This is a genomic window from Mucilaginibacter sediminis, from assembly GCF_051903035.1.
Taxonomy (GTDB): domain Bacteria; phylum Bacteroidota; class Bacteroidia; order Sphingobacteriales; family Sphingobacteriaceae; genus Mucilaginibacter.
In genome coordinates this window covers 1-23,340 of record NZ_CP170602.1, presented here as the reverse complement: position 1 = coordinate 23,340, position 23,340 = coordinate 1, and the positions used below count along the sequence as shown (strand labels likewise).

General features: G+C 45.1%; 13 protein-coding genes, 2 tRNA genes and 3 rRNA genes. 5 read left to right on the top strand and 13 right to left on the bottom strand.

Translation table 11 applies throughout. The features are described 5' to 3' along the window. Positions 1-2: 2 nt before the first annotated feature. The 3 genes from ACFGVS_RS00090 to ACFGVS_RS00080 are packed head-to-tail and all read right to left on the bottom strand — an operon-like array spanning position 3 to position 2,802. Positions 3-476 (bottom strand): hypothetical protein, encoded by a 474-nt coding sequence (locus ACFGVS_RS00090; RefSeq protein ID WP_439696927.1) that lies wholly within the window; start codon positions 474-476, stop codon positions 3-5. Continuing rightward, positions 473-1,309, bottom strand: a complete 837-nt coding sequence (locus ACFGVS_RS00085) for a phytoene/squalene synthase family protein (RefSeq protein WP_090653133.1) — start codon at positions 1,307-1,309, stop codon at positions 473-475. Before ACFGVS_RS00085 ends, ACFGVS_RS00090 begins: the two co-directional genes overlap by 4 nt. Next, positions 1,306-2,802, bottom strand: coding sequence for a phytoene desaturase family protein (locus ACFGVS_RS00080; RefSeq protein ID WP_439696926.1), 1,497 nt, complete (start codon positions 2,800-2,802; stop codon positions 1,306-1,308). The genes ACFGVS_RS00085 and ACFGVS_RS00080 overlap by 4 nt, the downstream gene beginning before the upstream one ends. Positions 2,803-3,107: 305 nt before the next feature. Here ACFGVS_RS00080 and ACFGVS_RS00075 point away from each other — a divergent pair, with 305 nt between their 5' ends. From ACFGVS_RS00075 to ACFGVS_RS00065, 3 genes are all read left to right on the top strand, one after another. Beyond that, on the top strand, positions 3,108-5,009 hold the full coding sequence (locus ACFGVS_RS00075) for a gliding motility-associated C-terminal domain-containing protein (RefSeq protein WP_439696925.1): 1,902 nt from the start codon (positions 3,108-3,110) through the stop codon (positions 5,007-5,009). 1,114 nt (positions 5,010-6,123) lie between these two features. Next, positions 6,124-6,576: an IS200/IS605 family transposase gene (tnpA, locus tag ACFGVS_RS00070; RefSeq protein ID WP_439696924.1), complete on the top strand. Its 453-nt coding sequence runs from the start codon at positions 6,124-6,126 to the stop codon at positions 6,574-6,576. A gap of 507 nt (positions 6,577-7,083) precedes the next feature. Continuing rightward, entirely contained in the window at positions 7,084-7,362 is a 279-nt protein-coding gene (locus ACFGVS_RS00065) for a hypothetical protein (RefSeq protein ID WP_439696923.1), read from the top strand. Here ACFGVS_RS00065 and ACFGVS_RS00060 read toward each other — a convergent pair. From ACFGVS_RS00060 to ACFGVS_RS00040, 5 genes are all read right to left on the bottom strand, one after another. Beyond that, the gene (locus ACFGVS_RS00060) at positions 7,359-8,702 is read right to left on the bottom strand and encodes an SIR2 family NAD-dependent protein deacylase (RefSeq protein WP_439696922.1); all 1,344 of its coding nucleotides are present in this window, start codon (positions 8,700-8,702) and stop codon (positions 7,359-7,361) included. The two genes, ACFGVS_RS00065 and ACFGVS_RS00060, sit on opposite strands and share 4 nt — an antisense overlap. A gap of 57 nt (positions 8,703-8,759) precedes the next feature. Then, positions 8,760-12,761 carry a leucine-rich repeat domain-containing protein gene (locus ACFGVS_RS00055; RefSeq protein ID WP_439696921.1) on the bottom strand — a complete coding sequence of 1,334 codons (4,002 nt, stop codon included), beginning with the start codon at positions 12,759-12,761 and terminating at the stop codon, positions 8,760-8,762. A 463-nt stretch (positions 12,762-13,224) separates the two neighbouring features. Continuing rightward, positions 13,225-13,590 (bottom strand): hypothetical protein, encoded by a 366-nt coding sequence (locus ACFGVS_RS00050; protein ID WP_439696920.1) that lies wholly within the window; start codon positions 13,588-13,590, stop codon positions 13,225-13,227. Between the two features lie 473 nt (positions 13,591-14,063). Continuing rightward, on the bottom strand, positions 14,064-14,387 hold the full coding sequence (locus ACFGVS_RS00045; RefSeq protein WP_090653144.1) for a hypothetical protein: 324 nt from the start codon (positions 14,385-14,387) through the stop codon (positions 14,064-14,066). An 18-nt stretch (positions 14,388-14,405) separates the two neighbouring features. Beyond that, positions 14,406-14,777 (bottom strand): hypothetical protein, encoded by a 372-nt coding sequence (locus ACFGVS_RS00040; RefSeq protein WP_439696919.1) that lies wholly within the window; start codon positions 14,775-14,777, stop codon positions 14,406-14,408. 616 nt (positions 14,778-15,393) lie between these two features. Between ACFGVS_RS00040 and ACFGVS_RS00035 the strand changes: the two genes are divergently transcribed. Next, on the top strand, positions 15,394-16,653 hold the full coding sequence (locus ACFGVS_RS00035; RefSeq protein ID WP_439696918.1) for a hypothetical protein: 1,260 nt from the start codon (positions 15,394-15,396) through the stop codon (positions 16,651-16,653). A gap of 302 nt (positions 16,654-16,955) precedes the next feature. Beyond that, on the top strand, positions 16,956-17,129 hold the full coding sequence (locus ACFGVS_RS00030) for a hypothetical protein (protein ID WP_439696917.1): 174 nt from the start codon (positions 16,956-16,958) through the stop codon (positions 17,127-17,129). Positions 17,130-17,365: 236 nt separating this feature from the next. Here ACFGVS_RS00030 and rrf read toward each other — a convergent pair. From rrf to ACFGVS_RS00005, 5 genes are all read right to left on the bottom strand, one after another. Continuing rightward, positions 17,366-17,477 (bottom strand): 5S ribosomal RNA (gene rrf / locus ACFGVS_RS00025). Between the two features lie 229 nt (positions 17,478-17,706). Next, a 23S ribosomal RNA gene (locus ACFGVS_RS00020) occupies positions 17,707-20,585 on the bottom strand. A gap of 276 nt (positions 20,586-20,861) precedes the next feature. Continuing rightward, positions 20,862-20,938, bottom strand: a tRNA-Ala gene (locus ACFGVS_RS00015). Between the two features lie 97 nt (positions 20,939-21,035). Next, positions 21,036-21,110 (bottom strand) — tRNA-Ile (locus ACFGVS_RS00010). Positions 21,111-21,456: 346 nt separating this feature from the next. Beyond that, positions 21,457-22,978 (bottom strand): 16S ribosomal RNA (locus ACFGVS_RS00005). The 16S, 23S and 5S rRNA genes sit together here with 2 tRNA genes alongside, the layout of an rRNA operon. Between the last annotated feature and the right edge of the window lie 362 nt (positions 22,979-23,340).

Sequence of the window (23,340 nt, the reverse complement as noted above, 5' to 3'; positions counted from 1 at the left end):
TATCAATTACTTTTGGGGGCCGCCAAAGCTTTATTTACCATTAGTTTTAAATCGGTATCATCAAGTTTGTAACGGTTGGCCCTTAAAAATGCTCCGTCTTTTTGCAAACTACCATTGTATCCTAAAAACGCCGGGGCATTTGCCTGTATGTTGTAACGCAACAACCGCATCTCTACATTCAGTGTATCGCGGACTATTGCGTTTTCCATTATTAACTTACCAGCGTTGAATTTTTTGAACTTACTGAAAGGGCTGCCGGTAAACCTGGCCTGTAAAACCTGCGCCACACCTTTGTAACAACTCAGTATAGGCGCCGCGCTGCTATCAACTGTTGTGGTAAGCTGCAGCAATTTTGCCGACGAGTCTTTGTCGGTTACCGCATACCTGTAAAGCGACCGCAACTGTTTTAGCGGCGGCACCTGCTGCTGCGGGCTAAGCAAGGGAAGCATCAGCGTAATATATAGGGCAAGCTTCATAACACGTTTAACTTGTAGCGCACCAGCGAATCAAACATCAGCCAAAATTTATGCCCGTTTGATACCCGGATCCGTTTGTCCAATACTTTTTCGGCCGGTACATTGGCGATTTTACGAAACAGCTGCCTGTAATAAACATAGGCCAGGTAAACCCCTTTCCGGCATGACCGCGGCAGCTGCCTGATACCGGCCAGGGCCTCATTAAACTCGCGATGTATATCCTCCTCAATAGCCTTTTTATCACTATCAGAAAAAGCAGACAGGTTTACCTCCGGAAAATAGGTGCGGTTAAGTTCCCGGTAATCGGCGTTGATATCACGCAAAAAATTTACTTTTTGAAAAGCCGACCCCAGTTTCATAGCCGGCAGGCGCAGCCGCTCAAAATCGGCAGCGTTGCCGTTGGTAAACACATGCAGGCACATCAGCCCCACCACCTGTGCCGATCCAAGAATGTATTCTTCATACTTATCCGGTGTATATTCCTGTGCGGCCAGGTCCATTTCCATACTTTTTAAAAACTGCCTTATAAGGCCGTGTTCAATGCGGTACTTATTAACCACCTGCTGAAACGAATTAAGCACCGGGTTTATGCTGATGCCGCGGCTAATGGCCAGGAAAGTTTCTTCCTTAAATTCTTCCAGCAAGGCAGCTTTGGGGTACTCATGAAAACTATCTACAATTTCGTCGGCCAGCCTCACAAAGCCATAAATGGCGTAAATGGGCGCCCGCAGCTCCTTCTTCAAAAAATAGATGCCCAGCGAAAAACTGGTACTATACAGCCGGGTAGTTTCCCTGCTGCATGTGGCAGATAACTTGTCGAATGTCGCTTTCATTTATTTTGGTTAATGTAGTTGATCAGTTGACGGGCCGAAACCTTGCCCGATATGATTGACGGCGGCACACCGGGGCCCGGCACGGTAAGCTGCCCGGCATAAAACAAATTATTTACCCGGCGATTGCTGATGGATGGTTTTAAGTTGGCCGTTTGCATCAGCGTGTTGGCCAGCCCATAGGCATTCCCTTTGTATGAATTATAATCGGCCATAAAATCATTTACGCAATAGCTTTTTTTATAATCAAGCTGTTTGCGGATAGCTATGCCCGTAAAATCTTCCAGTCTATCCATAATCAAATCAAAATATTTGGCCCTCAGGGTATCATCATCCTTAATTCCCGGCGCAAGCGGCATCAGGATAAACAGGTTTTCGTGACCGGGCGGTGCCACGGCATCATCCGATTTTGAAGGACAGCAAACATAAAAAAGCGGTTTCGACGGCCATTGCGGCTCCTTATATATTTCCACCGCGTGTTGTTCAAGGTCGGCATCAAAAAAAAGGGTGTGGTGGTCAAGGCGGTCAATTTTGCAGGTTACGCCAAGGTAAAAAATGAGGCTCGATGGCGCCATCACCCGCTTATCCCAATAAGCTTCTTTATAGTTTCTGAACCGGGGCTCCAACAGCTTCTCTTCCACATGGTGGTAATCGGCTGCGGCTATAACGCCATCATAAGCCTTACTGTCATCGCCGGTAACAACGGCCGAAACCCGGTTTTTATCAACCCTGATAGCAGTAACCGCAGTACCGGTTTTAAATTTTACCCCCTGCGATGCGCAAACTTGCTGCATAGCATTTATTACTTTGCCAAAACCACCTTTTGGGTACCAGGTACCCAACTGCAGGCCCGCATAATTCATAAGGCTGTATAAAGCCGGAGTATCCTGGGGCATGGCGCCCAAAAACAATACCGGGAACTCCATAAGCGCAATTAGCTTAGGATTTTTAAAAAACCCGCGCACATGCTTGCTAAAAGCGGTAAACACCTGCAGTTTAAAAACACCTTTAAACAGGTCCCAATCCAAAAATTCGGTAAGCGACAAACCCGGCTTGTAAACCAGTTTATCCATCCCTGTTTTATATTTATAAGCGGCCTCGGCCAAAAACGCCTTTAATTGCGCCGCGCTACCCGTTTCTATCGATTCAAACAGCCGGCATAAAGCATCAAAATCGGCAGGTATGGCCAATACATCATTTTTGCCAAACACTACCGTAAAACCCGGATCAAGTTGCTGTAGTTCATAAAAATCTGCCGGTTTGCAGCCAAAGTCGGCGAAGAATTTTTCGAACACTTCGGGCATCCAGTACCAGCTTGGCCCCATATCAAACATATACCCGTTATCGGTAGTTAACTGCCTTGCCCTGCCGCCTGTTACCGCATTTTTTTCAATCACATCCACCTGGTAACCGGCTTTGGCCAGGTACGCAGCAGCACTTAACCCGGCAAAACCCGAGCCTATAACAGCAATGTTGGTAGTATCGTTCAAAATCACTTAAATGATTGTTTATGTAAATATGGATTATCGTTGGGGATAAACCAATTATTGAATAAACAAATATAGTACTTAATTGTATTTAATAGCAATAAAATAATACAATTAAGTACTAAAAAAAATGAATATAGCAGATGATGCAGGAATAAATGGATTTTAATTGCTTAAGCTCTCAATGTTTTAAAAGAAAAACTTTAAAAACAGTGTTTGTATGCCCAACCTTTACCAGTTAAATTAAGATAGCCCTATATTTGCATGGATTACAGCGTTTAACAGTCGTTTTAATTTTGCGGCGACGAAGTTATATGAAAAAACACCTGCCTATCCTGTTAATAATAGCATTCCTGTTTCCTGTAACTTCAGGAGTTTGGGCGCGGCCGGGCAAAACAGTAAACCCTATTTTATTCAAAATATCATACCAGGCCGAAACCGCCACGCCACAGCTTATCATCGGCGAGGTAACCGGGGCTATTTCTGCCTGCGCCGGTACCGTGTCTGCAAGTCCGGCCATCCAGCAATTCACGGTTTCGGCAAGCGGCTTATCTGCCGATGTACTGGTTACAGCACCCGCAGATTTCGAGGTATCGCTTACTGCCGATGGCACTTTTAGCGCAAGTGTTATGCTTACGCAAACATCCGGCTTAATATCCAGCCAGGTGGTTTATGTACGTTCATCGGCACAGGCGGTAGCGGGTAATATTTCGGGCGATGTCGCGCTAACTTCCGGCGAAGTAACACAAACGGCAAGAGTAACCGGCCACATTAACCCCCTGCCCCTGGTTAGCCCAATTCCCGATCAAACCCTGCAAAACGGACAGCTTACCATGGGCGTTATTTTCACCGGCACCGCCCGCATCTTCAACTGGACAAATGACAACACCAGCATCGGCCTGGCCGCCAGCGGAAACCAGGGTATACCTTCGTTTACAGCCGTAAACACGGGTGCTGCGCCTGTTACAGCACATATTACCGTTACCCCGGCGCCGGCAAGCTATGCCTATGCAGCCAACAGTTCGGCCAACTCGGTTTCGCTTATCAATACCATTACCGGCAATACCGAGCAGGTTATTACCGAAGGGATGCCTGCAAACTCCAGCCCGCAGCGGCTGTTGTTTAACCCCGATAAAAGCCTGCTATATGTCGAAAACGAAGGCTCACATACCATAGCTGTAATTAATACCGTCACCAATAAAGTAGTCACCACTTTCCCGGCCGGGTTTGATCCCGTCGGCATGGTCATAAGCCCCGACGGCAGCAAGCTATATATTACCGATGGCAGCACCAACCAGTTAACCACCATCAGCACTGCCGACTACTCGGTTATAAAAACTGTTACCACGGGCAATATCCCATATGATTTAACCATCAGCGCCGACGGTACAAAACTGTACATCATCAATGCAGGCTCAAACATTGTGCAGTTTTATGATATCGCAACCGGTTATTTTGAATATGCCATAATTACCGGCACAACGCCTAACAGTATTATCATCAGCCCGGATAATAAAACGCTTTACGTGGCCAATTATAACTCGCACGATGTAGCCGTTATAGATATTGCCGCCAGGCGTATCCAGTATAAAATAGACGTTGGCACAGCTGCCAACTGCCTGGCTATAAGCCCGGATGGGGCAAGGCTTTACGTATCCTTGATTAACGACAAAAAAGTCATCGTCATCAACACCCTCAGCCGCAGCATTGTAACCCCTATTGATGTAGGCCAAAACCCGGCAGGCATAACCACCAATAGCGATGGCAGCAAGGTTTATGTGGTTAATTCCCTTTCGCCGTATATATCCGTCATCAACGCCGCTACCAACGCTGTTACCCAACAAATCCCCGTTCAGTCCGGTGGCAGGTTTATGGCTATTTTAAGCGATAACGAATGTCCCGGTTTGCCCGTTCAGTTTGCTATTACCGTAAACCCATCGGCGGTTCCGGTTGATATCAGCATCCCCAACAGCTTCTCGCCCAATGGCGATGGCAGCAACGATCTGTGGGCCATTGCCGGCTTAAGCGCCTACCCCCAAAACACGGTAGAAGTATTTAACCGGTACGGCCAGCGGATATTCAGATCAGCCGGCTACAGCACCTCATGGGACGGTACCTTCAACGGCCATCCCGTTCCGCCGGCCACCTATTACTACATCGTAAACCTGAAAAACGGCAAGAAGGCGCTATCGGGCAGTGTAACGGTGGTGAAGTAGTTTGCAGTTTTGAGTGGGCTGTATCGCATGGCGGCGAAGACTCACCCGGCAACGCTGCGCTGGCCACCCTCTCTTCGGCTTCGCCGGAAAGAGGGGCTTGAAAATTTATTGTTTATTTTTTTATAATATATTGATATTGAACGTTCAATCCCCTCTTTCCACCGCAGGTGATGAGAGGGTGGTCGGGCGTATCCCGTCTGCCCCTCCGCTTCGCGCATAGAGGGGCCAAAAAATTATTTTTCTTTCCTCAACCCTCTTTGCGGCGCAGCCGGAGAGAGATTCGGCCAGCGCAGCGTAGCCGGGGTGAGTCGTAGCCAGCGTTCAACCGAAGGTTTATGCCCCCCGAACACGTCATGTATAACCCCAAAATTTCGCGAAATTCTGAAAGAAAGACAGCACACCGGCGTCCCCGACCCAGCCCTGAAGGGGCGGCATCCGTCTGCGATGGACATCGCCCATCGATTAAACCATGCCAACCAAACAGCACAGGGCGATGCCCTGTGCTGAAGGATTAGTCCCTTTCAGGGCCGGGAAAATTCAAAAATTTGCCTGGGTATAAAATACGCTGAAACGCCCCCGACCCAGCCCTGAAAGGGCGACATACGTCTGCGATGGGCATCGCCCATCGGTCAAAACACACCAACAAATAGCCCTGAAAGGGTGACAGATCAGCCGCCATGGCAAGAGCACGGGGCACAAATATTCGTCGGCCCGGTAGTATGATACTGGCAAAGAGGGTTCTGTTTCCTACGATATGATAACGGGTAACGAGTTTGTTGGAGAACAACTCCAACAAAGTGCGAGGGAGAAATACTAACAAGGGCGAAGGAACTATTCGATTTTTGACTTTTGAATTTTAACTTTTGAATTAAAATAATGGCGTTGCCTGCGGCCCGTGCTGTACGTTCATACTGCACAGGCATTAAGCGCGAGGCCGGTATCCACTTCCATCCCTAACGCGAGTTTGTGGGGATATCTAAAGTCCGGCGATCAGCAACAAATCTTTTGTTAATTAAAAGGCCTCCCGCTATCTGCAATCAAAAAATATCTAAATTAGAAACCATAAAGACACCAACGATGGCGCCGCCATCGCACTTATCCACATCAACAAACCATGGGACAATCACTCGTAAAAAACTACCTGCACATCGTGTTCAGCACCAGGCACCGGCAACCGCTTATACATCCACCTTATGAAAACGACTTACATAATTATTTAGGAGGCGTTTGTAAAAGCCTTGAATGCCAGCCTATAAAAGTAGGTGGTTATACAGATCATGTGCATATTTTATGTATGCTGTCGAAAAAGATAGCTTTGATGAAGTTGGTCGAGGACGTAAAATCCAATTCATCCAAATGGATTAAAACGTTGGATCCCTCTTTGCAAAATTTTTATTGGCAAAATGGCTATGGTGCTTTTTCGGTAAACCCTGCAGAGGTAGATAAGGTGATAGCCTACATTGCCAATCAGCACGAACACCACAGCCGCAAATCATTCCAGGACGAATACCGGACCTTCCTTAAAAAGTACCAGGTGGAGTATGACGAGCAGTATGTATGGGACTAACCTAAAACCATACAGAACGCCTTGCCAGTATATGTCACCCTTTTTTCAGCATAGTGCGATGCCCTGTGCTGATGGATTAGTCCCTTTCAGGGCCGGGAAAATTCAAAAATTTATCCGGGTACTAAAATATGCGAAACCGCGCCCTACCCGGCCCTGACAGATTAGTCCCTTTCAGGGCCGGGAAAATTCAAAAATTTGCCTGGGTACTAAAATATGCCGCAACTCCCCTGCTCAGCCCTGAAAGGGCGACATACGCCAGCACAGGGCCTCGCCCTGTGCTATAATGGATAAGATCCCCGCGAGATAGCCCTGACAGGGTGACATATCGGCCGCCAAACAGTGCGTACGGGTAACCTACACTGCATGCACAACGCTTTGCCAGGCAGATCTCACCCTTTCAGGGCTTTTCAACGGCGGTGCATTCATGCAGAGGGCGATGCCCTGTGCTGATGGATTAGTCCCTTTCAGGGCCGGGAAAATTCAAAAATTTACCTGGGTACTAAAAATATGCCGCAACGCCCCTGCCCAGCCCTGAAAGGGCAACATCCGCCTGCGATGCGCATCGCCCATCGATTAAAATACACCAGTCAAATAGCCATTAAAGGGCGGCATATCAGCCGCAGTGGCAAGGGCGAAGAGTGCAAATATTCGTCGGCCCAGTATTATGATACTGGCAAAGAGGAGTCGGTTTTCTGCGACGTTATAACGGGTAACGAGTTTGTTGGAGGACAACGCCAACAAAGTGCGGGAAGAATACCAACAAGTGCGAAGCGGTGGGCAACTTAGTCACTTAATAATCTGCGAAGAAAACTATACCAGTGGACTTTCGCTATACTACGCAATTCATGTATAGTCTCTACTGTTAGCTCTCCTTTTCGTCGTCGCCATGTTTTTTCCGCCGCAGCACTTTGCCCTATGTTGGGGCCAACGAAATAGGCAATTTTATTGAGATTATAGGCTACCGTTTCAATTAACGCGGGAGGCATCTTCTTGATATCAAGCATGATCAATATATCTAAGTTTATATTTAGATTAAGTTCATAAGCCCAAAAAGCCCCGGACGGCCTGGCAAGCACCCAGGTTTCATCAATGGCACGGGTATACATTTCGAGAAAACCGGAGATTACATAGGTATCAAATTTGGAAAGAGCCTTTAAAATGTTGTGTCGGTTTTCTTCATCATTGATAAATATATCTATTTGATCGCGTGTTGGGTCATTAAGCAGGTTATTGAGCTTGTCGAGCGTTTTCTTTTGCCTTTTGTCGGTGCGGATTTCTACTTGAATAGCATCCCCGACCTCTTCAAAAAAAGCATCAAGGCTATCCGTTTCAACTATAACAATATTGTTGGGCGCACGGTAACATCGCCCTTCTTTATTGCGGACGACCTGAATGATATCACTTGGATAACTAGATCCCGAATCTTTAAAAACGTTACGGCTCCAGTCAACAGCAGTCAAGACATTGACATCACCGAGGCTGTACCCGATAATCAAAGTGGTTGATTCCTTGATGGTTAGAGGCAGCTTGGTATGTCGGTATTCGTTTGGCCGGAACAGACTTACATAATCTTCTTGGGTCAGCACAATTCCCCCCGGGTTTGTCCTAACACCATGGAGATGGTAAATTGGAATAATACCTGCTGGGGCGATTAGCTGATCATCTGGCCCCAATGAAATAGATCGTCCGGTAAGCAAGCATTCCAATATGAGATCATAATTAGTCGTAATCACCCAGCCTGGATTCATATTTTCCAAATAGTCACCATACTCTTGTCTTTTTTCTGGTGAGGGGTACCAACTGGTCAAGTCACAAATTTTTTCTTTTACAATTTTTGTAGCTTGCGGATAGTTCAACTCTTTTTTTTTCGCATAAGTCGAAATCATCGCCGAAACAAGGTCTGGATACGATTGACCGGGGCTTTGGATAGATTCCAGATCCAGTTTTAAATCACCAGCGCATTTTTGTATTAGTTTTCCCCAAGAAAGCGCGATTTCTGTATCTTCGGTATTCATGATAGCCATAGACAAACCGGTCCCTATAAATAAGCCCAGGTTACCATAGATCGATGACTGCGCTATAAATTTTAATACATTTGCCCGGTTTTCTGCGTGCTCGATCTTCATAAGTTGCGTAGAGTTTTGCGGTGTGGAGATTTGAATTAGTGATGCATGGATGTGAGCCTATTTGATCACATTTTCTTTCCTTAGATTGATTACTTTTTCAAAAAATTGCTTTATATCTGCGTTTAACTCGTAGGATTCGGAACCGGGATAAATGTCCTGCTCAATCATAATTCTAATCGCTTCGGAAATATAATCCCAAGCCAGATGCTGATCCGGAAAACTGCTCACCGGCATTGCCGTATACGGAAGTGCCGTAAACCTTCCTAAATTATATGTTCCCTTTCTGATCCAATGATATGGAACAAGTAAAATTGGTACTATGCGAATATCCTTGGTATTATCCCAACGATCAATAGCGTTTTTTATCTCGTGATCTTTAACATATTGCGTCGCCAACAAATTTTCGCTAATCATAAAAAATATGATATCTGCTTCATTGAATTTTTGCTGGATAGTATCATCCCATTCACTGCCCGCGATAAGTTCCGTACAATACCAAGGTTTCTGTATTAAGCCATCGTCCGACAGGGGGATCAAATATTGTTTGAATTTATGGACAAATGCTACATCCATCTTAGAATACGATATCACCGCTTTTTTGGGTCGTAATAAAGTTTGGATGGCGAAGGGTTGAAACGGATAAATGGGCACAAATTTACTTGTCTCCGTTAGGTTCCTGTTTTCATTTACTTTATAAACCTGTATTTGCAAAGCTTCGAATGAATCGCAAAGATTGGCGTAGTTGAAAAAATAAGTGTTATCCAGAGATATATAGAGATCCAAAGGCCGACAATTAATATTGGTATAAAGATTTTCAATTTGCCTTAGCTTCTCAAAAAGTGGATCGTGGGGATCTGTATTCTCTATCGTCAGTTTTTTTTGGTGGTAATTCTGGAATTCCTGAAAGCTCAGTAGTTCTCTATCCCAATAAAGTGCCAACAGACCATAAAATAGGTATTTGATGTATTTATCTTTTTCTATCCGGTCGCTATTACCGAAAAAGTTCGCATATACCTTAACTTCCAAAAGCTGAAAATCTACTTTGATCAGCACTTTAACATTGCGATCCAATGTAAATAACAGCTGATCCCGCCAAAATTTTTTTTCAGCAGGTAACGTCCCAAACGAACAAATCACCTGGTTAACGAATCCAAATGGAATGAAATGTTTAAATTTCATCACGAAAAGCGGCTCTCCCAAACCAAATGTATACATGCTAAACTCTGCCTCTTTTTCACTGGCCAACGGGAGGTAATTGGGAACAAGGTATTTGTTACCGAAGCTGTGTTTAAATATTACCTTTTGCCGGATTAGCATCGAAACCACATCTTGATCAAATCCGTCCAAGTCTGATTGGTCTAATTCGCCTTCAGAGCCCGCACTGAATAAGTCTTTATTAAGGACCTCTTTGTAAATATATTCAACCAGTTTGACCGGGTTCAACCAAACCTTGTCGGGGATCTCCTCTTTGTAATAAAGGATCATTCCCTGCTTGTGTAGTTGATCCAGGTCGTCCATCAGGTACTCAAGGATATTATCATCCCTTCGTCCATAATGTGGTAAAATATCGTTAACTATATCCATGCTTCTGTGGCCGGATTGAGCTCCGATTTCTATAATAAAATTGATAAACTGGATATACCAGCTAGGCTCAAGGCGATTGATCTGTTTTTCTTTAATTAGTTCTTCAATTGAGGCTTTGAGGTATTGTAGGGCAAACTTATTCTTTATAGGTTGAACGCAATTGCTGTTATGTTTTAAATTAACATTAAATTCTCCTATAATATCAGGGAAAGCGCTGATATCCTCGCAAAAAGACCGCGTGTCTGTGCCAGCATACGTTTGTATCAACATTACCGGATCATGTGAACCAAATTTTTCCTGCTCAAGATATTTTTTTTGCGATAGCCAATAGTCCAGCTTAAAATTCTGTGTAAGAATACCCTGGTTGTCCTTTACCTGGCAATTTAAGTTGGAAGCGGTATGCCAGAGCAATAAATAGATGGCCTCCCCGCTTAGGAAAGCTCGGTAGATGCCATGGTAATAATCTTGCCCACCGAAATCAAAAAAAATAGCTTCCGGCTCATGCGGATCAGTCGCCGGATAATGTTCTATTTTGATGATATGTGTACTTCTGACTGTTTGAGGTAATGAATCAGTATGTAGATAATGTAGCAGTGATGATTTTCCGCTTGCATGATTTCCCAACAGCATGACCTTTACCGGTCTTTTATGTGGCAATCTATCTTTTTCATCCTTTTTTAACAAATAGTTCTTGATGGCTGTCAGGTGATTTTCTTTTTCATCTACACTTATGCCATAGGCTAACACAACGGCATTGCGATGAATTTTGAGATAACTTAGCTTTTCCAAATCCGTCAGCACACTCGCGTCGTAAACCTGGTTGAAGCTGACATCTAGAATCGAAAGCGATTTAATGCGCTTCAAAAATTGCAAGTCGGTAATTCTGTTATATGAGAGGTTAAGGTTAGTTAGCCCAATCAGGCCGGCCAGAGGCTGCGCGTCGAAAATGTTATTGCTGCTGAGATCAAGATACTCCAGCTTTAAAAGTTTACTTAACGCAGAGATGTCAACGATCTTGTTGTTGCGCAACTGCAAACTGGTAACGTTCTTGAAATCATACAGAAAGTCGATGTTCGCGACATTGCAACTACTCAAGTCAAGCGTGTACAACATCTTTAGATGTCTGAAAAAATCAAAACTACCTAATTGGCAATTACTCAGATACAAATGCCTTAAATGATGCAAGTCCCGAAGAAAATCGTAGTTACTTAGCCGGGAATTACTTAAATTCAATACCTGGAGATCGTAAAAATCCAGTAGAGCCGATGGATGCGGATTTTTAAACCTACTCAGATTTAGCTCGACCACCTTTCCTTCGCTGTCTACCCTATAATCTGACGAATAAAGGTAGCTGTTGAGTTCCATTTCTAGTACCTTAATCACTTTAGGTTTCTCCAGCCTGAATTCATGCGGCAAGGGCATGTATTGCCGATTGAAATGGTGTTTTATATCCAGAAATGTCATTTCACTCTGGACACTGATAATGATCGGGGTGATAAATTTAGCTTTTTTAAATTCCTCGACGAAAATAGACGCCACATTTATGGCACTCAAACGCCCGCTGCCCGCACCTAGCAAGGGAACATTTACGCCCGACAGATTGCCCGTACCCTTAATGAACTTGAAAATATTTTTACAGATCTCAACAATTATAGAAATTTCAGACCTAAAGTTTGAAACGGAGTAAGCGTAACCGGCATATTGGACTCTGTCGTTTTTAGAGATATCAAAAATCTTGATACTGCCCGCTGAACCTTCATCAACTGGCGGAATACCAAGTTCCGCGGCCCTATTGACGATATTATGGGTGGCATTGCCTTCAGTAGCAGCAGGAAGCAGGACGACATTTGATTTGACCATGACTTCATGGTCGAACATATCACCCAATCGAAAGATAACATTGTCTATACGAAATGGAGCAAAATTACTGTCGATATCGCTGTTGGGTACTATCTCTAGTTCACAATCGACGTGGTAAGGATACATATCCGCCCAAGCAAAAACCTGGAAGTTCTCCAATTGGGGGTTGAATGGATACAAATCGGAAAACGGCTCACACCCCATCGCGGTATAGGAGACCAGTAACGCGGCTTTTTCAGGGAGATATTGAATAAACAGGTCTAGTTGGCCACCAATATAACCTTGCTGTTCATTTAACACTTTTCTTTGATTTTCGAAATTATATTGAACCAAGTATAATTTTTCGGGATCGGTCCAACTACTGTTATCCCAGTTTCCAACTCCTAAATGCAGATCCTGATAACCAATATAATCTCTATTATATCTCTTTTCCGGATGATGGAAAGGAATTTCTCTTGACCTCGAAAAACGTATACCAAATCTCCAGAAGTCACTCTGAGGATTAATTTTGAAGAAATAGGATTGATCATGGATATTAAATACCCTTTCGGTAAATACCTTGTCATTATGGACGACCAACTCGTCATTTTGGAGTGTGAACTTTATAATTTCCATCAGTGATAAATGATAGTCCAGGTTTTTTGATGTGTTTTTATAAACAACGGTCTGAATCATTAGATTCAAAGTTAAAACTAAACATTATCTGACAAAAAACACCCAAAAAACTACTTATCATAGCGTTTACCTATCAGCGGGCCCCCTCCCGCTGCCGCAAGGCTCCGGCCTTGTGGCCCACATGCTAAGTTTACGCCATGCCTTTAGGACAATCAACAATGTTTGTTGTTAACCTTAAGTTCTTGTATTACTCTTTTGCGCTGTTTAAAATACAAAATCCTGGATGAAATTAAACATCCGGAATTTGCATATTCATTACTTATCATGGCGTTTACCTATCAGCGGGCCAACAAGGCTGGAGCCTTGCGGCAGCGACAAAACGCTCGCGGTAGCTGGGGTTATCTACGCGGTAGTGCGCATAGTGAGCTCTTGCATTCTGTGTTATATTATTTATAGTTTACAATTATCGGTTAAGATAATCCCTATACTCTTCTTGAATCATTCCAGCCGAAACATATTTAGTATTTGATGCATTATATGTTTGAGTTGCGAATTCCAAGGCTTCATCAATTGATGCAAACGTATTTATTACTCCGAAAGGCTCATCAGGATCTAATAATGAAAACTCGTAAATGTCTAATAAGTCTTCATTTCCTTCGTCGAAGGATTCAAAATATGATACTGAATAGCCTTGATTTTTCTCCTTATCGATCCTTAACCATTTAAGTATCACGTAATCATCTTCCCCGGTAAAACCTAACCACTGTTCTATGGATTTGCCAAGTCTTACGTTGGATTTAATCTGCTCTTCGGTTAAATACTGTTTCATAATTCAATTTAATTATTTATTCCCCATTTCCAATCCTCTCATATACCAATGTAATTGTGAGTCTTGTTGTTTCATTTAGCTTCTGGTCGGTGTTATCAGACTACCGACAGGTTGAAACACGTGCGCAATTTGTAAAACGTTTTAGCATCCCAGGCTATCGCCGATTTTATCCTATGCTGACCTACCCGTTTCGTGTGTGCCGCTGATAGGTAAACGCCATGACACACCATGTATTTTTGGTTCGATACCTGCAATTGAATAACGACACATGTGCGCCAGCAAACGGAGGCAATTTGTAAACCGTTTTAGCTTGTCAACCTATGGCCGATGTTATCAACAACACTACCAATAGCGTACGCGAGTACGCCATGCTTTCGCCCGGTTCGCTAACGCCTCAAAACGTCACTTAACAACAAAACGCCAGGCTCAAGTGAACCTGGCGTTTCATTTAGCTGGCAAAAACCAGCACCGAATTAAAAAGCGCCGTCGTCGATAGTTATCGTCACTTTTCTTTTTTTATCCTGCAGGTATTTGGTAAGGCAAAATAATGTTGGGCGGTTATCGTAAAAATACGACCGTTGAACAATGATGTCTTCAGGCACATCAACACCTTTTGCAAGCAAATATTCCTTGTTTATCAGTTGCTCTTTTACAAACTCAAAGCGCCCGCTTCTATCGGGTATTGAAAAAAGTTCGGCAACCACTTTTTGAAACGGTTCATCGTTGTAAAAAGAGATCAGCTCGGCATAAACACTTTTTAATTCGTCTTCGGTGTATGTTACTAAGGATTGTGTCATATGTCAAAAAAATTTAGGTTATTGAGGTGTATCAGTTGCAGGCCACGAGTAACCATAGGTAGCGCAGGCAATATAGCCAACAGAACCACAAATGGTATGCGTGCCCCCTATCCTTAAGGCATCATCATCTTTAGCGGGGTTATAATCAAATGACGCCAGCGGATGTGAGGGATCTTCAAAAGTGCGTAACGTGATCCTGAATTTCTCGTTGATGGGGATATGCCTTTTTCTCATTTCATCGATATTGGTAATTTTACGGGCATATTCAAGCCGCTCTGCCTCGGGCTGCGCCTCGATATCCGAAATGAACTTTTTAAAGTTAGGATGATTGATGGTTTGGATTAAACTGTTGGTCATTTCCGGATCAACTTCATACTGTTTGTGTTTCATGGTTTTTGTTTTTTTTGATTATTTAAATTAAGAGCAATAAATACCACCGATACAGTTAATTAATTAACCATAAGTGTCATTTATTTCGCTACAAATAAACTTAGCCGACCAAAGAAAACACCTACTCATATGTTGCAAATTCGTTCGACTTTGTTGCATATGCTGTAGAAAGCAACCTTTAATGCTGCGGCAGGCCTGTGTACCCGCGTGCAAACCTGGATTTTATTGGGAGGCCTTAGGTTTACAATTTCCCGGCGTTTGCGTTAGGGATTGAAATGGGTACCGGCCCACGAGCGTAATGCCTGCAGGCGTATGAATGTAAAGCCCGGCCCGCAGGGAACGCCCGGAAGAAGAATCAAGAGGTTAGAATCAAGAGTTAAGACTTTTTTGGCTTGTGTGCGGGGATGGGGTTTTAGTATCAGGTAGTAAGTATCAGGTAGTAAGATTTTTTTTTGCTTGTGTGCGGGGATGGGGGGTTTTAGTATCAAGTAGTAAGTACCAGGTAGCAAGACTTTTTTAACTTCGCCGGCGGGTTGGGGGCTTTTAAATTGGCGACACGCAGCACATGATACGCAACAGAATTATGTTATATTTGGCGTCTGAACCAAGTCGCACTATGCATTTGAAGCCTTTTTGCCTTATCCTGTTAATAGCTTTTCCGCTGGCTATTTTTGCACAATCAAACTATCATGCGGGTTATATTTTAAAAAATAACGGCGATACCGTAAAAGGGTATATTAATTACCGCGACTGGCAGCAATCGCCCATACTTGTCGACTTTAAGGTTGAGAAAACGGGTAACCAGGTGCAGCAGCTTGATGCTAAGGCTATTAAAGGGTTTGGGATAAGCGGCGCGGAAACCTACATGAGCTATACCGGCCCGGTAAGTATGGATAAAACCAGCTTCCCCGATTTGCCCGATGGTTTTGATACCACCCAAACGGTGGCTTCGATTTTTTTAAAGCGCCTGGCAACGGGCGAACATTTAACGCTTTTTAAGCACCGCGACGATATTAAAACCCGCTTTTTTATTGCCGAAACAGCCGCCGAACCGGCCGAGCTGAGGTACCACGTATACTACAACCCCGGCAAGCAGATTATAACATCGGACGTGTACAAGGGTCAATTTTTGTGGTACATTAATAAATATGCCCCCGCAAACGGCAAGCTGATTGCCCGGGCCCAGCAGGCGGCCTTTGACGATGCAGCCCTGGAAGCTTTGGTAAACCAGCTGAACGCCGGCCAGGCCGTTGCCGCTAAGAGGCAATCGGGCGCCAGGCTGTTTGTTGGTATTGCGCTGGTGAACACCGATACCAAGGTGAATGATGTGCATAATTTTACCACAACAACGGTATCAACCTACAGTTCGATAACGCCCAAAATAAGTTTGGGGGTTGATTTGTTTAGTAACCCCAACGTTCAGCAATTTATATTCAGGGCCGAGCTGTCGTTCGGGTACATCAGGCCGCAGCTGCCGTACCCGGTAACCATCAACACGATAACTACCAACGAGATTTATTCATTTAACCAATACACCACTTCGCTTACGCCACAGGTAATATTTAACTTTTATAATAAGGATGATGTTAAGGTGTACCTGGGCGGCGGGATGGGGCTTAATTATTCGGTGTATTCGAACAATAAATTCCGCCTTGCCGATGCGAATGCCAATAACGGCACTACGGCTGTGCCCCAACCATTTAATCTTAGTTCGTTATGGGTTAATTTCCCGGTACAGGCCGGGGTAATGTTCAACAGGAAAGCAGAAATTTCGTTCGGCTTTGCTCCATACGCTTATTACACCAACAACAGCAATTATTACGCGGGCAACAGATACATGAGCCTGGGGGTAAAATGGCTCTTCGGCAGGCAATAATTTTTGCAGGCAGGCGCAATTACTTCGGATAAAATAAGCCTCAAAACAACTACCCAGGTAAGCCCGCAGCAGAGGCGGACTCACCTGGATTTCTGTAACGACCGTTCTGATTAAATAGGATTAACCACCGGCCTGCCCGGCACAACTACACCCCGCGGCCCGGCCGCAGCTACTACCCTGCGAACAAGCTTACGGTGGGTGATTCGGGAGCGTGGTTCGGTTCTATATCTTCAAGTGCCCTGTCGCGACAGGGTACCTACCCCGCCACAATTCTGTTAACAGGATTTACCCAATAACCCCTGATGGACTTTCCCACTCAGCCCCCGCCAAAAACAGCCCACCCCCAAACCCCGGTACCCGAAGGGTGCATATTGACGGCATTAAGGGTAACCGATAGTGGCCTGATGATAGCAGATAAGGAGCTGACGAGGTGCCGGCAGGGATACCCTATTCCGCTGTGCTATTCTGAAGATTGATGGATTATTGCATGCTTATGCCTGCGGACGGAGGCGTTGATCAGCCTGTAAAATTCATGTTTTTGGATTGCCCGAACACTTAACCCGCTGTCTATAAACCATATAAGCGTTCAGTGCCGAACACCCGAACAGTATGCTATCCAACCGAACACCAATGAACTAATGAACGAGTGAACCAATGAACTTCCAGTCCACAAAAAAGCCCTTGACTGTTTCCAGCAAGGGCTTAATTTAAGATTTGGCACCGACCTACTCTCCCACGTTTTACCGCAGTACCATCGGCTCTGGCGGGCTTGACTTCTCTGTTCGGAATGGGAAGAGGTAGACACCGCCGATATAGGCACCTGAATATTTTTAATGTTGAGGTGAAAGCTTAAAGGTGAAGGGTGAAAGGTTTTTAATACCTTTTGCCTTTATCCTTTGGCCTTTCTGCCTTAACAATGACATATTATTGAAAGAAGTAATTAATCAGAGAAAACAACAATATTAGTCTGTTCATGGTTGATAGTTCATGGTTCATCGTACATATTACTATGAACTATGATCCATTTGCCATCAACCACTATTATTACCTGCTATGAGAAAGCTTCGGGCAATTAGTATCACTCGGCTATGATGTCACCACCTTTATACCTATGACCTATCAACGTAGTAGTCTGCTACGACCCTCAATGGAAGTCTCATCTTGTGGCTAGTTTCGCACTTAGATGCTTTCAGCGCTTATCTATTCCCAACGTAGCTACTCTGCAATACAGCTGGCGCCATAACAGATTCACCAGAGGTTAGTCCAACCCGGTCCTCTCGTACTAAGGTCAGCCCCACTCAAACTTCCAACGCCCACAACAGATAGGGACCGAACTGTCTCGCGACGTTCTGAACCCAGCTCGCGTGCCACTTTAATGAGCGAACAGCTCAACCCTTGGGACCTTCTCCAGCCCCAGGATGTGACGAGCCGACATCGAGGTGCCAAACCTCCCCGTCGATATGAGCTCTTGGGGGAGATCAGCCTGTTATCCCCAGCGTACCTTTTATCCTTTGAGCGATGGCCCTTCCATGCAGAACCACCGGATCACTATATCCGTCTTTCGACCCTGCTCGGCTTGTCTGCCTCACAGTCAAGCAAGCTTATGCTATTGCACTCCACGTACGGTTACCAAGCGTACTGAGCTTACCTTTGAAAGCCTCCGTTACCTTTTTGGAGGCGACCACCCCAGTCAAACTACCCGCCAAACAATGTCCTCCGCTGTGCAGAGTTAGACACCAAATACAGAAAGGGTGGTATTTCAACGTTGACTAACCAACTCCTAGCGAAGCTGGATCACAGTCTCCCACCTATCCTACACATCCTGTATCCGATATCAATGTTAAGTTGTAGTGAAGGTGCATGGGGTCTTTCCGTCCCGTTGCGGGTAACCGGCGTCTTCACCGATACCACAATTTCACCGAGCTCATGGCTGAGACAGCGCCCAGATCGTTACACCATTCGTGCAGGTCGGAACTTACCCGACAAGGAATTTCGCTACCTTAGGACCGTTATAGTTACGGCCGCCGTTTACCGGGGCTTCGATTCAATGCTTCGCCTTGCGACTAACATCCCCTCTTAACCTTCCGGCACCGGGCAGGTGTCAGGCCATATACGTCATCTTTCGATTTTGCATAGCCATGTGTTTTTGTTAAACAGTCGCCTGGGCCTTTTCACTGCGGCTTCCATTGCTGAAAGCGCCCCTTCTCCCGAAGTTACAGGGCCATTTTGCCGAGTTCCTTAGCCATGATTCACTCGAGCACCTTAGGATTCTCTCCTCGACTACCTGTGTCGGTTTACGGTACGGGTTTTTATAACCTGAAGCTTAGCGGGTTTTCTTGGAAGTCTGATTACCTGAACTATTACCGCCTCCGAAGATTTGGTATACTATCAGCTTTCAGCATGGTCTGCGTACTTAACTACAGTCCATATACCTACGGCCTTTAACGAACTATTCCGTCAGTTCGCGTCAGTGTCACTACTCCGTCACCGCATCGCAGTTATAAAAAGTACTGGAATATTAACCAGTTGTCCATCGGCTACGCCCTTCGGCTTCACCTTAGGCCCCGACTAACCCTGATCCGATTAGCGTTGATCAGGAAACCTTAGTCTTTCGGTGGGCGGGTTTCTCTCCCGCCTTATCGTTACTTATGCCTACATTTGCTTTTCTATTCCCTCCACAGTCGGTTGTCCCTCCTGCTTCGCCGGATAATAGAATGCTCCCCTACCAGATGCATTGCTGCAAATCCATAGCTTCGGTATACTGCTTGATGCCCGTTTATTATCCATGCCCGATCGCTCGACTAGTGAGCTGTTACGCACTCTTTAAATGAATGGCTGCTTCCAAGCCAACATCCTAGCTGTCTGTGCAATCGGACCTCGTTAGTTCAACTTAGCAGTAATTTGGGGACCTTAGCTGATGGTCTGGGTTCTTTCCCTCTCGGCCCTGGACCTTAGCACCCAGAGCCTCACTCCAGCGTATATTAATAAGCATTCGGAGTTTATCTGGATTTGGTAGGATTTGACTCCCCCGCACCCAATTAGTAGCTCTACCTCTTATTAACTCAACCGCCAGGCTGTTCCTAAAAACATTTCGGGGAGTACGAGCTATTTCCCAGTTTGATTAGCCTTTCACCCCTACCCACAAATCATCCGGAAACTTTTCAACGTTTATCGGTTCGGTCCTCCAGTACCTGTTACGGCACCTTCAACCTGTCCATGGGTAGATCACAAGGTTTCGCGTCTACCTCCCCTGACTATACGCCCTATTCAGACTCGCTTTCGCTTCGGATCCGTGTCTTAAACACTTAACCTTGCCAGGAAAGAGTAACTCGTAGGCTCATTATGCAAAAGGCACGCCGTCACAGATTGCTCTGCTCCGACCGCTTGTAAGTACACGGTTTCAGGTTCTATTTCACTCCCCTGTTCGGGGTTCTTTTCACCTTTCCCTCACGGTACTGGTTCACTATCGGTCTCTCAGGAGTATTTAGCCTTACCGGATGGTGCCGGCAGATTCCCACAAGGCGTCTCCGACCTCGCGGTACTCAGGATACCACTATCCAATCATTCATTACCCGTACGCAGCTATCATGCTCTATGGCCGGGTTTCCCACCCCGTTCCGGTTTTGTTTGATTTTCATGTTGTGGTCCTACAACCCCAATTATGCCGTAACATAATTGGTTTGGGCTTCTTCCCTTTCGCTCGCCACTACTCAGGAAATCATTATTATTTTCTCTTCCTCTGCTTACTTAGATGTTTCAGTTCAGCAGGTTTGCGCATTTATGCAATTAGTCTTCAACTAATTAGGTTTCCCCATTCAGAAATCTACGGATCAAATCTTATTTGCAAATCCCCGTAGCTTATCGCAGCTTATCACGTCTTTCATCGCCTCTGAGAGCCAAGGCATCCCCCGTGTACCCTTTCTTACTTTCTTCTACTTATACGCCTTTTGCTCGTATAGTATGCTTTTTGATTCTTGTTGCCGTTTTTAGTATCAAGTACTTAGTATCAAGTAGCAAGACCGAAGCCTTTCTCCTTTTTTACTTTTCCGCAATATTCAAAAGCCTGCAACAGTCCTCTATACTGTTGTCTTCTCTTTTTTATTACTTCTTCCAATATGTCAAAGAACGTTTTGTCAGTTTGCAGTCTGCCGTTCTCAGTTTGCAGTTATTTTAACTGCCCACTGTAAACTGCCTTCTGCTAACTGGCATGGTGGAGAATAACGGATTCGAACCGTTGACCCCCTGCGTGCAAGGCAGGTGCTCTAGCCAGCTGAGCTAATCCCCCTTAAGATGAGTTTGCAGTTTTGAGTTTGCAGTTTGCAGCCTTTTTTTACTGCCTACTGTGAACTGTTTACTGCCCACTCGCAGCTTCGCTGCGCTTGTAGTCCCGAGCAGATTTGAACTGCTGACCCCTACATTATCAGTGTAGTGCTCTAACCAAGCTGAGCTACAGGACTATATTTCAGTTTGCAGTCTTTAGTTTGCAGTTTGCAGCTTGTACTGCTTTGTAGTTAGCTCTTGTTGCCAACTGCTAACTGCTCTTTACTGCCCACTGTGAACTGCCAACTGTGTCCCAGCTCACCTTTCGGCTTCGCTCCACATAGATGGCTTCATCTTTTGGGTTTCCTTTTTGTGTTTAATTATTGAATGACTGAATTAGTGAATTACTGATTTGTTGTTTTGTATTATATATAGCATATAACCTATTCAACTTAATCTAACTCAATAAACCAATCAACCAATTTTAAGAAATAATCATGTAGGTAACTTGTTACAATAACTGATGTATCGATACTGCTCCAGAAAGGAGGTATTCCAGCCACACCTTCCGGTACGGCTACCTTGTTACGACTTAGCCCCAGTTACCGACTTTACCCTAGGACGCTCCTTGCGGTTACGCACTTCAGGCACTTCCAGCTTCCATGGCTTGACGGGCGGTGTGTACAAGGCCCGGGAACGTATTCACCGCGTCATTGCTGATACGCGATTACTAGCGAATCCAACTTCACGGGGTCGAGTTGCAGACCCCGATCCGAACTGTGAACAGCTTTTGGAGATTGGCATCCTGTTGCCAGGTAGCTGCCCTCTGTACTGCCCATTGTAGCACGTGTGTAGCCCCGGACGTAAGGGCCATGATGACTTGACGTCGTCCCCTCCTTCCTCTCTATTTGCATAGGCAGTCTGTTTAGAGTCCCCACCTTAACGTGCTGGCAACTAAACATAGGGGTTGCGCTCGTTGCGGGACTTAACCCAACACCTCACGGCACGAGCTGACGACAGCCATGCAGCACCTAGTTTCGTGTCCCGAAGGACTTGAGCGTCTCTGCTCAATTCACTAACTTTCAAGCCCGGGTAAGGTTCCTCGCGTATCATCGAATTAAACCACATGCTCCTCCGCTTGTGCGGGCCCCCGTCAATTCCTTTGAGTTTCACCCTTGCGGGCGTACTCCCCAGGTGGAATACTTAACGCTTTCGCTTAGACGCTGACCGTATATCGCCAACATCGAGTATTCATCGTTTAGGGCGTGGACTACCAGGGTATCTAATCCTGTTTGATCCCCACGCTTTCGTGCCTCAGTGTCAATCTAACCATAGTAAGCTGCCTTCGCAATTGGTGTTCTGTGACATATCTATGCATTTCACCGCTACTTGTCACATTCCGCCTACCTCTAGTTCATTCAAGCTCATCAGTATCAAAGGCACTGCGATAGTTAAGCTACCGTCTTTCACCCCTGACTTAATAAGCCACCTACGCACCCTTTAAACCCAATAAATCCGGATAACGCTTGGATCCTCCGTATTACCGCGGCTGCTGGCACGGAGTTAGCCGATCCTTATTCTTACAGTACATTCAGCTTTGGTCACGACCAAAGGTTTATTCCCGTACAAAAGCAGTTTACAACCCGTAGGGCCGTCTTCCTGCACGCGGCATGGCTGGTTCAGGCTTCCGCCCATTGACCAATATTCCTTACTGCTGCCTCCCGTAGGAGTCTGGTCCGTGTCTCAGTACCAGTGTGGGGGGTCATCCTCTCAGATCCCCTAAACATCGTAGCCTTGGTAAGCCGTTACCTTACCAACTAGCTAATGTTCCGCATGCCCATCTTGTTCCTATAAATATTTGATTATAATACGATGCCATATCATAATGTTATGCGGTCTTAATCTCTCTTTCGAGAGGCTATCCCCCTGAACAAGGTAGGTTACATACGTGTTACGCACCCGTGCGCCACTCTCAAGGAAAGCAAGCTCTCCTATCCCGTCCGACTTGCATGTATTAGGCCTGCCGCTAGCGTTCATCCTGAGCCAGGATCAAACTCTCCATTGTAAAATGTCTCGTTTGTTCACTGACCCTATTATTAATAATAGAATCTGTATAATCATTATATCTTTATACAGTATCTAACACTTGTTTGTTATCATAACTCCTCTTACTCTTTTCCGCCTTGCAGCTTCTTTTTGTTTGAGTTGTTACTCTACATGATTTTCTATTTCTTAAAAGAACTTTCCCGCTTCATCATCCGAATCCGCTATATAATCTTTACAAGTTGCCTTGTCTGATTTGTCATTTTCATTACCGGAATCGCTCCGGCTTTTTAACTTCTTTCGCTCCTCAAAGCAACCCTCCGTTTGGGTCTGCAAAGGTAGTATTCCTTTTTACTTTTCCAAAACTTATTTTTTCTTTTTTTA